The 12201-nt window shown below is 68.2% G+C and carries 19 protein-coding genes; 9 read left to right on the top strand and 10 right to left on the bottom strand.

Going from position 1 to position 12201, the window contains the following annotated elements:
* The 8 genes from NS331_RS13945 to NS331_RS13920 all read right to left on the bottom strand — a co-directional run.
* Nucleotides 1–787 (bottom strand): zonular occludens toxin domain-containing protein (locus NS331_RS13945; protein WP_242873747.1); only part of this gene is annotated, 787 nt, incomplete at its 3' end.
* Complete coding sequence (locus NS331_RS13940; RefSeq protein ID WP_058642585.1) at nucleotides 784–1083, bottom strand: DUF2523 domain-containing protein; 300 nt, start codon at nucleotides 1081–1083, stop codon at nucleotides 784–786. The genes NS331_RS13940 and NS331_RS13945, both read right to left, overlap by 4 nt.
* Nucleotide 1084: 1 nt before the next feature.
* A complete protein-coding gene (locus NS331_RS26185) occupies nucleotides 1085–2470 on the bottom strand; it encodes a virulence factor TspB C-terminal domain-related protein (RefSeq protein ID WP_153012850.1) in 1386 nt (461 codons plus the stop codon).
* Nucleotides 2471–2630: 160 nt separating this feature from the next.
* Entirely contained in the window at nucleotides 2631–2849 is a 219-nt protein-coding gene (locus tag NS331_RS13930) for a major capsid protein (RefSeq protein ID WP_058642583.1), read from the bottom strand.
* 4 nt (nucleotides 2850–2853) lie between these two features.
* Nucleotides 2854–3063 (bottom strand): hypothetical protein, encoded by a 210-nt coding sequence (locus NS331_RS26180; RefSeq protein WP_153012849.1) that lies wholly within the window; start codon nucleotides 3061–3063, stop codon nucleotides 2854–2856.
* A gap of 80 nt (nucleotides 3064–3143) precedes the next feature.
* Nucleotides 3144–3278, bottom strand: coding sequence for a hypothetical protein (locus NS331_RS27360; protein ID WP_275936462.1), 135 nt, complete (start codon nucleotides 3276–3278; stop codon nucleotides 3144–3146).
* Nucleotides 3278–3583 (bottom strand): hypothetical protein, encoded by a 306-nt coding sequence (locus NS331_RS13925; RefSeq protein WP_058642582.1) that lies wholly within the window; start codon nucleotides 3581–3583, stop codon nucleotides 3278–3280. Before NS331_RS13925 ends, NS331_RS27360 begins: the two co-directional genes overlap by 1 nt.
* 80 nt (nucleotides 3584–3663) lie before the next feature.
* Nucleotides 3664–3903: a hypothetical protein gene (locus NS331_RS13920; RefSeq protein WP_058642581.1), complete on the bottom strand. Its 240-nt coding sequence runs from the start codon at nucleotides 3901–3903 to the stop codon at nucleotides 3664–3666.
* A 274-nt stretch (nucleotides 3904–4177) separates the two neighbouring features.
* Between NS331_RS13920 and NS331_RS25555 the strand changes: the two genes are divergently transcribed.
* Together NS331_RS25555 and NS331_RS25550 are read left to right on the top strand one after the other, a co-directional pair.
* A complete protein-coding gene (locus tag NS331_RS25555; RefSeq protein ID WP_082702472.1) occupies nucleotides 4178–4756 on the top strand; it encodes a DUF2726 domain-containing protein in 579 nt (192 codons plus the stop codon).
* The gene (locus tag NS331_RS25550) at nucleotides 4671–4934 is read left to right on the top strand and encodes a hypothetical protein (RefSeq protein ID WP_242873746.1); all 264 of its coding nucleotides are present in this window, start codon (nucleotides 4671–4673) and stop codon (nucleotides 4932–4934) included. Before NS331_RS25555 ends, NS331_RS25550 begins: the two co-directional genes overlap by 86 nt.
* On the opposite strand, the gene NS331_RS13915 is transcribed toward NS331_RS25550, so the two are convergent.
* On the bottom strand, nucleotides 4900–5406 hold the full coding sequence (locus tag NS331_RS13915; RefSeq protein ID WP_058642580.1) for a hypothetical protein: 507 nt from the start codon (nucleotides 5404–5406) through the stop codon (nucleotides 4900–4902). The two genes, NS331_RS25550 and NS331_RS13915, sit on opposite strands and share 35 nt — an antisense overlap.
* 218 nt (nucleotides 5407–5624) lie before the next feature.
* Between NS331_RS13915 and ilvA the strand changes: the two genes are divergently transcribed.
* On the top strand, nucleotides 5625–7181 hold the full coding sequence (gene ilvA, locus NS331_RS13910; protein ID WP_058642579.1) for a threonine ammonia-lyase, biosynthetic: 1557 nt from the start codon (nucleotides 5625–5627) through the stop codon (nucleotides 7179–7181).
* Between the two features lie 189 nt (nucleotides 7182–7370).
* Here the strand turns inward: ilvA and NS331_RS13905 are convergent, their stop codons facing one another.
* Nucleotides 7371–7853 carry a type II secretion system protein N gene (locus NS331_RS13905; protein ID WP_058642578.1) on the bottom strand — a complete coding sequence of 161 codons (483 nt, stop codon included), beginning with the start codon at nucleotides 7851–7853 and terminating at the stop codon, nucleotides 7371–7373.
* 25 nt (nucleotides 7854–7878) lie between these two features.
* Here NS331_RS13905 and gspG point away from each other — a divergent pair, with 25 nt between their 5' ends.
* The 6 genes from gspG to gspL form a co-directional block, all read left to right on the top strand.
* Nucleotides 7879–8322 (top strand): type II secretion system major pseudopilin GspG, encoded by a 444-nt coding sequence (gene gspG / locus NS331_RS13900; protein ID WP_058642577.1) that lies wholly within the window; start codon nucleotides 7879–7881, stop codon nucleotides 8320–8322.
* Nucleotides 8297–8779, top strand: coding sequence for a prepilin-type N-terminal cleavage/methylation domain-containing protein (locus NS331_RS13895; RefSeq protein ID WP_058642576.1), 483 nt, complete (start codon nucleotides 8297–8299; stop codon nucleotides 8777–8779). The genes gspG and NS331_RS13895 overlap by 26 nt, the downstream gene beginning before the upstream one ends.
* A 17-nt stretch (nucleotides 8780–8796) precedes the next feature.
* Complete coding sequence (gene gspI / locus NS331_RS13890; RefSeq protein WP_058642586.1) at nucleotides 8797–9192, top strand: type II secretion system minor pseudopilin GspI; 396 nt, start codon at nucleotides 8797–8799, stop codon at nucleotides 9190–9192.
* A gap of 2 nt (nucleotides 9193–9194) precedes the next feature.
* Nucleotides 9195–9857 (top strand): PulJ/GspJ family protein, encoded by a 663-nt coding sequence (locus NS331_RS13885; RefSeq protein ID WP_058642575.1) that lies wholly within the window; start codon nucleotides 9195–9197, stop codon nucleotides 9855–9857.
* Nucleotides 9854–10978, top strand: coding sequence for a type II secretion system minor pseudopilin GspK (gspK, locus tag NS331_RS13880; RefSeq protein ID WP_058642574.1), 1125 nt, complete (start codon nucleotides 9854–9856; stop codon nucleotides 10976–10978). Before NS331_RS13885 ends, gspK begins: the two co-directional genes overlap by 4 nt.
* A gap of 116 nt (nucleotides 10979–11094) precedes the next feature.
* On the top strand, nucleotides 11095–12201 hold a 1107-nt coding region (gene gspL, locus NS331_RS13875), incomplete at its 3' end, for a type II secretion system protein GspL (RefSeq protein ID WP_058642573.1).

Genomic DNA, 12201 nt, shown 5'->3' with positions numbered 1-12201 from the left:
GCGGACGGCCGTCCGCAGTGCTGTTTGCAGTAGCCACATCGCCGGTGATCCTTTCCTTGGTCTTGTCTTGGTTTCTTGTGAACGCATACCACGTGTACAGCACCAGCGCCAGGACGAGAGGCACGCACGCCACGATCAGCCAAACTTGAAACGGGATGCGCTTGCGGCCAGTGTGGATGAAGGCGCTGTCGTACCACTGAAACACTTCCTTAGGCTGAGTGCGCGTCGTGATCTGTGCAGATTCACCTGACCCATCCTTCTCGCACTGCGCGTTGACCGCGTCCCACTGAAGCACGCGCGTTGCGTTGCTGGCGCCGAAGATGCGTTTCAGGTGTTGATGCCAGCCAGGGGCCTGGACCAGCCGACGCACGAACACATCGACGTTCTGCGGGTGCTGGGTGAGCATAAAGAAGTCGAAGCCACGGCTGCGATGCTCCGACAGCTTGGCAACGTGCGGCGGTACCTGCGCCGAACTGCCCGTTCGCACGGGCAAGTCGTAATGGCACTCATCGACCAGAAAGATGGTGCCGTCCGGCTGATCCTGCCAGTCCTTGAAGCGGGCGGCGGTCCACCCGAACTCAGCCATCTTTTCGGGGTACACCCGGCAATAGGGCTTGTTGGGCTCTTTCGGATCATCCGCCGGGCGCAAGTTGATGCACACGGGCCGGCCAGTCTCCAGCTGGAGCTTTCGAACATCGGCGAGCGTGAAGAGCGTTTTGCACGAGCCGTTGCCGCCGGTGCGCAGGTAGATGAACCCGCCCTGACGTAGCCGCTGGCCGCGCCTCATCGCTTGGTCCACTTCTTCAACGCCCCGTCCTTGAAGCCTTGCATGGTCAACCGCATGACGATGGCCGACGTGACGATGCTGATGCACCGGCCGACCTTCAACACGCCCAACATGCCGACAACCTCAGGGGGCAACCCGAGCAGAGCAGACACCGCATTGCTTTTCAGCCATTCCAAAGACGCATCGAGCCCCACGTAGGTGACAGCGGCCACCCCGGCGCCGATGAGCATCTGACCCGCGAACGAGCCAGCAATTTGAAGCAGCATGCTGCCGAGTGCAGCCAGGATTGCAGGCATGTCAGCCCCTCATCACGATGCGTGCAGCGAGCAGAAACGAGACTGCCAGCAGCACATTGCCAAGGTAGCCCAGATAAGGGCAGATGCCCCCGAAGGGGATAGTGATCGACCGGTCCATAACGACCACGGTCTTATCCGGCAGGCAAGCGCCGCCACCGGTGCCCAACGCGTCAGACGTATCGAACTTCTCCGGCCCGAGGCTCACCGTCCGGTTGCCGGGCAGATCGCCCGACTGGTCAGTCCCGTACTTCGCGGCCGCGGCCTTGTACAACGCTTGGCTAGCCTCGTCGGGATTGATCTTGCAGTTCTGCCGATAGACCTCCTCGGCCATCGCGTTGATGACGGCATCGTCGCTGACGGCCTTGAACCCGGCGGCGCAGTTGCCCGAGAACCCAGTCTGCGTGGAACCTTCGCCGCACATGGCGAGCCCTGATCCAGCTTTGCAGGTGCCCGACGCAGACCCGGTGGTGCTGGTCGATGTGCAGTTAGCCGAGGTCTGGCCGTTGGGCGTGGTGCAGTTCGTAGTCGTCGTGGTGCACTGGCCGCCCTCGCACTTCGTTTCCTTCGTCGTGTCGGTCTTGTCGCCGGCCGCGTTGGTGCTGCTGCTGGTTGACTTCTCTTCGACCTTGCCATCCGTGCCACGCGGCGCGCACACGCGCTGGCCGTTGACCTCGCCCGGCGACTGGCCCTCAGGGCAAGGCGCGGGCGCCGCAGTACCAGGGTCGGGCGTGGTCGGTGCCTGCCCATCCTCGGTCTTGGGCGTGCTAGGCGCCGGCACCGCACCGTCACCACCGTTACCGTTACACGCGCCGCCGCTCTGGCCGGTGTACCGGGCGGTGCCCTGCGAAATCCAATGCCCAGACCCGGGCGGGTCCTCATAGCGAAAGCTCGGCTCCACCTTGGCGACGCACTTGCCGCCGCCGGCTGAATTCCACGCATCACAAAAGAAAAAGCTGTCGCCGCGCCCCTCGAACGCCTTCGCTCCAGCCGACTGACCCGCGAGCTTCTCGCACTCATTGAGCGGCGGCTTGCACATGCCATCCTTCTCTTCGTATCCACTGCTGCACGAACAGCCACCCGCCGAATTGGCCGAACTGTTCGCAGGACACGACAGCACCGAATAAAGCTCCGACGAGTGATCGAAGTACGACGGGCTCCCGCTGGTTGCTGTTGCGTAGAACTCGCACATGCCGTTGCTGCCGCCCGCCGTGACCTTCACCGTAGCCCCATACCCGGGCGAGAAAGTCTGCTTTGCCGCCCATCCGGCACGTGCCGCCTCGCACACATCCGCTTTCGCGGTGAGCGGACCGTAGTCCGCGCCCCTGTCGCTGGTAGACCACTGCTGCACCTTGTCCAGCGCACTGGCACTGCCTGCACCGAGCAGCATGAGCAGACACACGATCAAGCGGTAAAGATGAGCCACGCTGCCCCCAGGATCGCGATCAGAACGAAGAGCCCCATGCTCATTTCCCCTTGACGATGCCGCCCCACGGCAGCATGGGCAAAGGCGCTACAAGGCGGGCCCACCTTGCAGCGTCATGCGCCGATCAGCTCAGCGCGCGGCGCACCCACTTGAACGCCTTGATGGCGACCACCACCAGCAGGACGGCGCCGCCGATGGCGGTGATGGGGGCGATCTGCGCGCCGATGTCGGTGACCACGGCGGCCACGTCCACGGCAGCAGCCTGGGAGGGCACAGCGACTGCGAGCAGCGCAGCCGCAAGGGCGGCAACGACGGCGGGATTGGTGCTCTGGTTGGACTTCATTGCTTCACTCACTTTCAGAAGGTTGGTTTCCATCGACAGTTTTCAGGTGGCGGATGAGCGTTCGACACGCCCAGCCCGCCGCCCACACCAGCAGGATGGCGCTGCTGATTTGGATAGCCCCCTCAGCGTCCAGCTGGAGGGGCGGGAGAGAGAGCTCATGCACCACCGTGACGGTGCAGGCGCTTGAGCATTCAACGGTGGTGGGGTCAGCCATGACGGGACATCCACAGCCACACGAGGAGACCTGCGAGACCGATCACGTGCATCAAAACAAACAGGCCGGACAGAACCCAATCAGGCATGGCGACTCCGAGCGATGCGGATGCGGCGGCTGCGCTCAGCGGCCATGTGGGCGCCGTCCACCAGCATCACGAACACGACAGCGACGAGGAAGCCGCCAGCGATGCCGAGCAGGAAGACGGCTTGCATCAGGAGGCCTTTTGGCCGCGCTGGAAGTGATTCGGCGGCAGGGGAGACAGGCCGGTGAGCATCGCCTCAACACGACGATCCCGGAGGGACACACCGAGCGCGAAGGCACCGGAGTAAAAGCCCGGCTTTGGTTCATGCTCACCGCGCAGTTGCTTCGGCAGCATGAGAACGCCGACCTGCGCAGGCGTGCCGTCTTCGTTGAGAAGCAGGCACTCCGCGTCCTGCATTTCCCAAGCGCGGCCATCCTTCGTGCCGCCGCGCTTTTCGTTGACCTTGATGATTTGGATGAGTGCAGTGATAGCCATGGTGAGGGCCTCCTAAGCCCGGACAGACTGGCAAGACGCCAGCCGAAGGCCCACGCACGCATGGGCTATCGGATGGGGTCTCACAGGCCCGCCTCACGCTCCAGGTCCAGGAAGATGGCCACGACGTTCGCGCGGGCCATGGCTGCATCGGCCTCGGCTTGGGCCAGGCGGGCGGCACCGGGCATGCACAGGGCTTCGAACTGGACGACCTGCTTTGCGTAGCGCTCGGCATCGGCCAGGTGTTTGCGCAGCAGCGCGAGGGCTTCGGGGCCCTCCGGTTCAAACAGCGATAGCTGATCGGCCGCTGTCACGAGGCGCACTCCCCACCGCCTGCCTCGGCCGGAGCCGGCAAGCTTTCAACCGGGGCCACCGCGGGGGCCTCATGGGCGGGGGGAGTGCAGGAGGCACGGCGCCGCAGAGCGGGGCACTCGTGATTGAGAAAGAACGGCTGTCCGCAGACAGCGCAGTGAGAGGGGAAGGAAAGCATGCCGGCTCCAGAATGCAACCACATTGATTGCATGCCGAAATCTACACTGCCACCAACTCGATTGCAACATGCAACCGACATGATTGCAATGAAACAACAGGCTAAGTGTGAAAACTACCCTCGTCCCGTTGGTCTTGGTTGCGGCCCTGCTGCTGATCGGCGCTGTTGTCCTGGCAGCGGTGGCCGCGAGGCGCGGCCCCAGACAGTCGGAACCGATCAAGGCAAAGCGATTCCTAACAGACCGGGAGCAAGCAATGTTCAACCGGTTAAAGGAAGCGTTTCCTAGCTTGACCGTCGTGACCCAGGTGTCGTTTGGCGCTTTACTGTCAGCACGCAAGACGGCCACTAGGAATCGGTTTGATCGCAAGATTGCGGACTTTGCGGTCCTGGATCACGCCTATAGAGTCATTGCGCTGATCGAGCTTGACGACGCAACCCACAGACTCAAGAAGGACGCCGACACAGCGAGAGACGACATGCTCAAGGGTGCCGGCTACCGCGTCCTTCGATATACCAACGTGCCAAACATCAGCGACGTGCGCGCAGATGTTTTCCCCCCTGCAAGCGAACCACAACGGGAGCCCCGCCATGCCTCAAACGATGGACCTTCTGAACAAGGCTTTGTCGCTCCATCCAGCCCCATACTGGCACGACCGCCTAAACCTGAACCGCAACGCCCTGCATAACGCCCGGCAGCGTGGCCATATCAGCCCGGCAATCGCCGGCGCACTGGCCGAAGAAATTGGCGAGGACCCGCGTGAATGGATTGTGATAGCAGCGCTGGAGTCTGAGCGAGATAGCAGTTGCAAGGACCGCATGGTTAAGCGAATCATCCACAGCGTGTCGGCCGCCGTGAGGTCTTGACCATCCAGCGGATCAGCCACGGCAGTTCGCGCGGCATGGTGAGCAACTCTCGCGCGATCCAGAAGCGCTCGCCAGGCTGCAGCGTCTGCAGTACCGGGTGCGGCTGTCCCACCAGCCGACGGGCGGTGGCCACCAGTTGGCGGTATTCGGCCACGCTGAAGCTTCCCCGCGGCTGGCTGCGGATCTTGACCTTCGGCAGACGGGGCATCTCGTCGATCACCCCCGTCAGCACGCCGTGCATCAGCGTCTTGCGCAGCAACACCATGTACTGGGCGATGGTCGTGCTGGTGAAGTCGTGCTCACCCAGCCGGTCGATGAGGGCCTGCGCCGCGACGCCATCGATGTCGCGCACCAACCGATCGCCCAGCAGCGGCAGCACATGGGCATCCATGCGGTTGCTCATGATCTGCCAGCTGCCCCACGCGATTTCCTTTCGCTGCACCCGTGCCCGCTCGGCCTGCAGCAGAGCCATGGCGAGGTCTCTGACAAGAACGTCTGACGACCTTTTCCTAATTGTTAAGTCGCTGGGGGGCACGGGGTCCTCGGGAGGAACTCGTCCCAAAAATGCGGAATCATTGGCCGCTCGCTCATTTGTTAAGCGGAAGATGACGTTCGTGTCCATGTGTCTTCCGGGGTGCAAAACGAGTGCCGCGTATCATCGAACGCTGTTCTCATTGGTTATCCATCGCCATGCCTACCAGCCTGGGGCCGGCACTGACGCCCTCCGACTATCTAAAAAAAATCCTGACGGCTCGCGTTTACGACGTCGCGATTGAATCCGCTCTGGAACCGGCTCGGACGCTGAGCGAAAGACTTGGCAACAATGTCTTGCTCAAGCGGGAGGACCAGCAGCCGGTCTTCAGCTTCAAGCTCCGCGGTGCGTACAACAAGATGGCGCACCTGTCGGCCGAGCAGCTGGCGCGGGGCGTGATCTGCGCGTCGGCCGGCAACCATGCGCAGGGCGTCGCGCTCGGCGCGCGCAAGCTCGGCGCGCGTGCGGTGATCGTGATGCCGGTGACCACGCCGCAACTCAAGATCGATGCGGTGCGTGGCTTCGGCGGCGAGGTGCACCTGCACGGCGACAGCTACTCGGACGCCTACCAGCACGCCCTCGCCCTGCAGGAACGCGAAGGCCTGACCTTCGTGCATCCCTTCGACGATCCCGAGGTCATTGCCGGCCAGGGCACCATCGCGATGGAGATCCTGCGCCAGCATCAGGGCCGGCTCGATGCCGTCTTCGTGGCCATCGGCGGCGGCGGCCTCATCTCGGGCGTGGCCAACTACATCAAGGCGGTGCGACCGGACATCCGCGTCATCGGCGTCCAGATGAACGATTCCGACGCCATGATGCAATCGGTGGCGGCGCACGAGCGCGTCACGCTGGCGGACGTGGGCCTGTTCTCGGACGGCACGGCCGTCAAGCTCGTGGGCGAGGAAACCTTCCGCATCGCCCGCGACCTGGTGGACGAGTTCATCACGGTGGACACGGACGCGGTGTGCGCCGGCATCAAGGACGTGTTCATCGACACGCGCAGCATCGTCGAGCCGGCCGGCGCGCTGGCGGTGGCGGCGATTAAGCAATACGTGGAAAAGCACGGCGCGCGCGGCGAGACCTATGCCGCCGTCCTCTGCGGCGCCAACATGAACTTCGACCGGCTGCGCTTCGTGGCCGAGCGCGCGGAAGTGGGCGAGGAGCGCGAGGCGCTGTTCGCGATCACCATCCCCGAGGAGCGCGGCAGCTTCCGCCGCTTCTGCGAGCTGGTCGGCCAGTTGCCGGGCGGACCGCGCAACGTGACCGAGTTCAACTACCGCATCAGCGATGCGCAGCAGGCCCATGTGTTCGTGGGCCTGACGACGCAGCGGCGCGGCGAATCGGCGAGCATCGCGGAGGTGTTCCACAGCCACGGCTTCGGCGCGCTCGACCTGACGCACGACGAGCTGGCCAAGGAGCACGTGCGCTACATGGTGGGCGGCCGCAGCGGGCTGGCGCACGACGAGCGGCTGCTGCGCTTCGTCTTCCCGGAGCGGCCGGGCGCACTCCTGAAGTTCCTGAGCCTGATGAAGCCCGACTGGAACATCAGCCTCTTCCACTACCGCAACCAGGGCGCGGATTACGGCCGCATCCTGGTCGGGCTGCAGGTGCCCGCGGCGGATGGCGCGCTGTTCCAGGACTTCCTGCAGACGCTGGGCTATCCCTTCATCGAAGAGACCACGAACCCGGCGTACGGCCTGTTCCTGCGCAGTTGATGGGACGCCGAGGCGGTCGGCCAGCACCGATGGCACCGCCGCCCGATGTGGTCAGGGACAGGACGAGCGACCACGCACCCGCTTGCAGCACCGGTCCCACGCTGGATGACATCTGGCCGGGTGCTTCGGTGGGCCACAAAAAGCCCAGCGCGGGACCAGCCTGCGCCGCGTCGAGGGCCAGGAGCAAATTCAGGGCGCCGGCGCGCGCGGCGGCCCGTTGACGGCGAGCGGCCGCAGCGGCACGCGCAGCGCGAAGCCCGTCCCGCCTGCCGCCGGTCCGATGTGCACGCCGGCCGCGTCGATGGATTGCAGCGTCAGCCCGCCCTCGAAGGCGGCGCCCACACGGTAGGAGCGCGGCGGCTTGCCGTCCACCGCCAGCAGCGCCGCGCCGCCACCCGACTGGTTCGCGGCCACGCCCAGCAGCTGGAAGCGGGTGGCGGCATCGGGCGCCGCGGCGGGGCCGGGCGTCGAGGGCAAGGCGCCGAAGACGCGAGCGACCTCCGCCGTCTGCACGCTCAGGGCCGGCGACGCGACCGGTGGCGGCAGCCCGCCGCCCTCCGCCGACGACAGCCGCAGCCCCCAGTACACCGCACTCGCCGCGGCCGCAGCCCAGAGCAAGGCCGTCGCGGCCGCCACGGGCCACCGGGAAGATACGGGCAACGCAGTCGTCATATCCGGGCATTATCATGCGCCGCCCATGACAGTTTCCTCCCAACGCAACCGGCAGAACCCTCTTCAGCGGGGCTTCACGCTGATCGAGCTGATGGTCGTGCTCGTGATCATCGGCGTGCTGGCCGCCCTGATCGTGCCCAACGTGATCGGCCGCGCCGACGACGCGCGCGTCACGGCGGCCCGCACCGACGTCAACAACCTGATGAACGCGCTCAAGATGTACCGCCTGGACAACCAGCGCTACCCCACGGGCGAGCAGGGCCTGCAGGCCCTGGTGACGCGGCCGACCACCGGCCCGGCCGCGCCGAACTGGAAGCCCTACGTCGACAAGCTGCCCAACGACCCCTGGGGCCGGCCCTACCAGTACATGAACCCGGGCATCAAGGGCGAGGTGGACGTGTTTTCGCTCGGCGCCGACGGCCAGCCCGGTGGCGAGGGCAACGATGCCGACATCGGCAGCTGGCAGTAGGTCCGGCCCGCCGGCGGCGGCCGGCTTCACCCTGATCGAGTTGCTGGTGGTGGTGGCGATCATCGCCTTCGCCACCGCCGGCGTGGGTTTCGCGCTGCGCGACACGGCCCGCGCCGGCCTGGACCGCGAGGCCGAGCGCCTCGTGGCGCTGCTGGAAGCCGGCCGCGCACAGGCCCGCGCCAGCGGTGCCCAGGTGCGCTGGCGGGTCACCGCCCAGGGCTTCGTCTTCGACGGCGTGCCGCCCGGCGCCCTGCCGCATGGCTGGCAGATGGACGGCGTGAGCGCCCAGCCACTGGATGGCAGCGGCCGCCCGGTCGCCGCGCTGCTGCTGGGGCCCGAGCCCATCATCGGCCCGCAGCAGGTGCTGATCCGCAGCGAAGGGCCCACGGCGCAGGTGCTGCGGCTCGCCACCGACGGGCTGCGGCCTTTCGCGGTGGTGGACGCCGCCGCGCCATGAGCGTGGACCGGGCGCGCATGCGCTGCCGTGCCGCCGCGCGCCGCCCCATGCCCGGCCCGGGCGCTTCGGGCTTCACCCTGGTCGAGGTGCTGGTCGCGCTGGCCATCGTCGCCATCGCGCTGGCGGCCGGCGCGCAGGCCACCAACGCGCTCACCCGCAATGCGCAGCGCCAGTCGGACATGGTGCTGGCCCAACTGTGCGCCGAGAACACGCTGGTCCAGCTGCGCCTGTCGCCGCAGATGCCGCCGCTGGGCGACAGCAGCCTGCCCTGCGAACAGGCCGGCACGCCGCTGGACGTGACGGTGTCGACCACGCCCACGCTCAATCCCAACTTCCATCGGGTGGACGTGCAGGTGCGCGATGCGGCGCGCTGGCCGCTGCTGCGTTTGTCCACCGTGATCGGGCGGTACTGAGCATGCGCCATCCGACCCCTGCGCGCCTGCGCGGCTTCACGCTCGTCGAACTGCTGGTGGCCCTGGCGGCGATGGCGCTGCTGGCGCTGATCAGCTGGCGGGGGCTGGACGGCATGGCGCGCGCGCAGTCGCAGCACCGGGACCGCGACGAGGCGGTGCTGGTGCTGCAGACCGCGCTGGCGCAGTGGAGCGCGGACCTGGACGCCGCCACCAACTTCGGCAACACGCCCGCACTGGACTGGAACGGCCGTGCGCTGCGCATCACGCGCCAGGGCATCGACGCGCAGGGCGCGCCGGCCGCCCGCGTGGTGGCGTGGACCGTCGGCGTCTCGTCGCAGGGCAACCAGTGGCTGCGCTGGCAGTCGCCGCCGCTCGCCACCCGTGCCGACTGGACGCAGGCCTGGGGCGCCGCCGCGGCCTGGGCCGAATCGGCCGCGCCCGGTGCCGATGCCGCGGCCACGCGCGTGCTGCCGGCCGAAGGCTGGAGCCTCGGCTACTTCCGCAACGGCGCCTGGAGTGCCGCCGTGCAGGCCCAGGCGCTGGGCGCGGCCCCGTTGCCCGATGCCGTGCGCCTGCAGTTGCAACTGGCGCCCGGGCCGGGCCTGGCCGGCCTGATCACGCGCGACTGGCTGCGGCCCACGTGGAGCCTCACCAAGACCTCATGAGCCGCCGCCCCCCCCCACGCGCCCGGCGGCAGCATGGCGCCGCGCTGCTGACCGCCCTCATCACCGTCACGCTGGTGGCCACGCTGGCCGCCGCCGCGCTGTGGCGCCAATGGCGCGCGACCGAGGTGGAGGCCGCCGAGCGCTCGCGCATGCAGGCCTCGCTGCTGCTGTCCGGCGCGCTCGACTGGTCGCGCCTGATCCTGGCCGAGGACGGCCGCACCGGCAACGTCGATCACCTGGCCGAGCCCTGGGCCGTGCCGCTGGCCGAGGCCAAGCTCACGAGCTTCCTCGCGGCCGACAAGAACGTCGCCAGCGACGCCATCGAAGGGCTGCCCGATGCCTTCCTGTCCGGCGCCATCACCGACGCCCAGTCGCGGCTGAACCTGCGCAACCTGGTCGACGCGTCCGGCCAGCCCGTGAAGAACGCAGTCGCGGCCGTGCGCAAGCTCTTCGACCTGCTGGACCTGCCGGCGGGCCAGGTCGACACGCTGGTGCAGCAGATGCGGCAGGCGCTGCTGGCCGGTGGCGGCGTGACCGCGGCACCGCCGGCGACGACGGGGACGGGCAGCGCCACGGCCGCCGCGGCCACGGGCGCTGCACCAGCGACCGGCACGGGCGACACGGCGACCGCGCCGCCGGCAGCCGGCAACAACCCCGATGCCGGCGCCGCCGCCGACGGCGCGCCGCTGATGCCGCAGCGGGTCGAGCAACTGGGCTGGCTGGGCCTGCCCGCCGAGACCATCACGGCCCTCGCGCCCTACGTCACGCTGCTGCCCGTGGGCAACACCACGGTCAACCTCAACACCGCCAGCGCCGAAGTGCTGTACGCCGCCGTGGACCAACTGGACATGGCGGGCGCCCGCAAGCTGGTCGAGGTGCGGCGGCGCAAGTTCTTCGCCAAGCTGGAAGAAGCGTCGCAGCAGCTCGGCTCGGCCACCAACGTGCAACTCGCGCCCACGGAGGTGGGCGTGGCGACGAACTATTTCGAGGTGCGCGGCCGGCTGCGGCTGGACCACCACTGGGTGGAAGAAGTCTCGCTGCTGCACCGCACCGGCATCACCGTCACCATCGTCTGGCGCCGGCGCGAGGCCGGCCTGCTCGCACGACCCGCCGCCGGTTGAAGCCCCCATGTCATCGAACTGCCTTTCGGGCCTCCCACAATGCCGCCTCCGCTGTCCGCGGAGGCGGCGGCCTGCAGGCCGCCTCCTACAATGAAGAACTTCCCGCAACACGCGCCATGGCCCTGATCCTCGTCCAGCCGCCGCCGCCGTCCGCGCCCGGCGTCAGCTCGGTGGCCTGGGCGCATTGGTCCACCGATGGCCGCCAGTTGCTGGGCCAGGGCGAATCGCCCGTCGCCCTGCTGCCGGGCCAGCACGAACTGGTGCTGATCGTGCCGGCCGCGGCCCTGTCCTGGCACCTGCTCGGCCTGCCGCCGGGCAGCCTGCAGAACGCGGCCCGCCTGCGCAACGTGCTCGCCGGCCTGCTCGAGGACCGGCTGCTCGACGACCCCGAGCAACTGCATTTCGCGCTGGCGCCCGGCGCCCAGGCCGGCGCCCCGGTGTGGGTGGCCGCCTGCCGGCGCGACTGGCTGCAGCAGACGCTGCAGGCGCTCGAAGCCAGCGGCCGGCGCGTCAGCCGGCTGGTACCGGAATTCGCACCGCAGGCCGAAGGCCAGCCCACGGCCGTCTTCGTCACCGGCGAGCCCGAATCGCCCTGGCTCACCGTCTGCGATGCGCAGGGCGTGCTGCGGCTGCCGCTGTCGGCCAGCACTGCGGCGCTCGCCGTGGCGCAGGCCGACGCGGGCGACGCGGCGGCCGAGCCCGCCGTGGCGGCCATCGCCGAACAGCTGATCGGCCGCAGCCTGCCGCTGCTGCCGCCGGCCGAGCGCTGGCTGCAGGCCACGCAGACCGGCTGGGACCTGGCGCAATTCGAATTCGCCACCACCGGCAGCGCCCGCGCGCGCAAGCAGGCCGGTGCCCTGGCCGCGTCGATGTGGCGCTCGCCGCGCTGGCGGGCCGCGCGCTGGGGCGCGCTGCTGCTGCTGCTGGTGCAGCTCGTGGGCCTCAATGCCTGGGCCTTCAAGGAGCGCCGCGCCCTGGAGGCCAAGCGCCTGCAGGTGCGCCAGGTGCTGACCCAGACCTTCCCCCAGGTGCAGGTGGTGGTGGACGCCCCCGTTCAGATGACGCGCGAGGTCGCGGCGCTGCAGGCGGCCACCGGCGGCCTGACGCCGGCGGACCTCGAGCCCATGCTGGCCGCGCTGGCCGGCCAGTTGCCCGTCGGCCGGGTGCCCTCGGCCATCGACTACAGCGGCGGCCAGCGCTTCCATTTCGGCGGGCGACAGCGT

The organism is Pseudacidovorax intermedius (assembly GCF_001476815.1).
GTDB classification, from domain to species: Bacteria; Pseudomonadota; Gammaproteobacteria; order Burkholderiales; family Burkholderiaceae_C; genus Xenophilus; species Xenophilus intermedius_A.
The sequence above is the reverse complement of the archived record's forward strand: the minus strand, read 5'-3'. Positions and strand labels throughout refer to the sequence as shown.

What these genes read in the sequence shown, in the direction of transcription:
- NS331_RS13940 (WP_058642585.1), bottom strand. Translation starts at nt 1,083, where the DNA reads ATGCCTGCAATCCTGGCTGCACTCGGCAGCATGCTGCTTCAAATTGCT.
- NS331_RS26185 (WP_153012850.1), bottom strand. Translation starts at nt 2,470, where the DNA reads ATGCTGCTCGGTGCAGGCAGTGCCAGTGCGCTGGACAAGGTGCAGCAG.
- NS331_RS13930 (WP_058642583.1), bottom strand. Translation starts at nt 2,849, where the DNA reads ATGAAGTCCAACCAGAGCACCAATCCCGCCGTCGTTGCCGCCCTTGCG.
- NS331_RS26180 (WP_153012849.1), bottom strand. Translation starts at nt 3,063, where the DNA reads ATGGCTGACCCCACCACCGTTGAATGCTCAAGCGCCTGCACCGTCACG.
- NS331_RS27360 (WP_275936462.1), bottom strand. Translation starts at nt 3,278, where the DNA reads ATGCAAGCCGTCTTCCTGCTCGGCATCGCTGGCGGCTTCCTCGTCGCT.
- NS331_RS13925 (WP_058642582.1), bottom strand. Translation starts at nt 3,583, where the DNA reads ATGGCTATCACTGCACTCATCCAAATCATCAAGGTCAACGAAAAGCGC.
- NS331_RS25550 (WP_242873746.1), top strand. Translation starts at nt 4,671, where the DNA reads ATGGACCTTCTGAACAAGGCTTTGTCGCTCCATCCAGCCCCATACTGG.
- NS331_RS13915 (WP_058642580.1), bottom strand. Translation starts at nt 5,406, where the DNA reads ATGGCTCTGCTGCAGGCCGAGCGGGCACGGGTGCAGCGAAAGGAAATC.
- ilvA (WP_058642579.1), top strand. Translation starts at nt 5,625, where the DNA reads ATGCCTACCAGCCTGGGGCCGGCACTGACGCCCTCCGACTATCTAAAA.
- NS331_RS13905 (WP_058642578.1), bottom strand. Translation starts at nt 7,853, where the DNA reads ATGACGACTGCGTTGCCCGTATCTTCCCGGTGGCCCGTGGCGGCCGCG.
- gspG (WP_058642577.1), top strand. Translation starts at nt 7,879, where the DNA reads ATGACAGTTTCCTCCCAACGCAACCGGCAGAACCCTCTTCAGCGGGGC.
- NS331_RS13895 (WP_058642576.1), top strand. Translation starts at nt 8,297, where the DNA reads ATGCCGACATCGGCAGCTGGCAGTAGGTCCGGCCCGCCGGCGGCGGCC.
- gspI (WP_058642586.1), top strand. Translation starts at nt 8,797, where the DNA reads ATGCGCTGCCGTGCCGCCGCGCGCCGCCCCATGCCCGGCCCGGGCGCT.
- NS331_RS13885 (WP_058642575.1), top strand. Translation starts at nt 9,195, where the DNA reads ATGCGCCATCCGACCCCTGCGCGCCTGCGCGGCTTCACGCTCGTCGAA.
- gspK (WP_058642574.1), top strand. Translation starts at nt 9,854, where the DNA reads ATGAGCCGCCGCCCCCCCCCACGCGCCCGGCGGCAGCATGGCGCCGCG.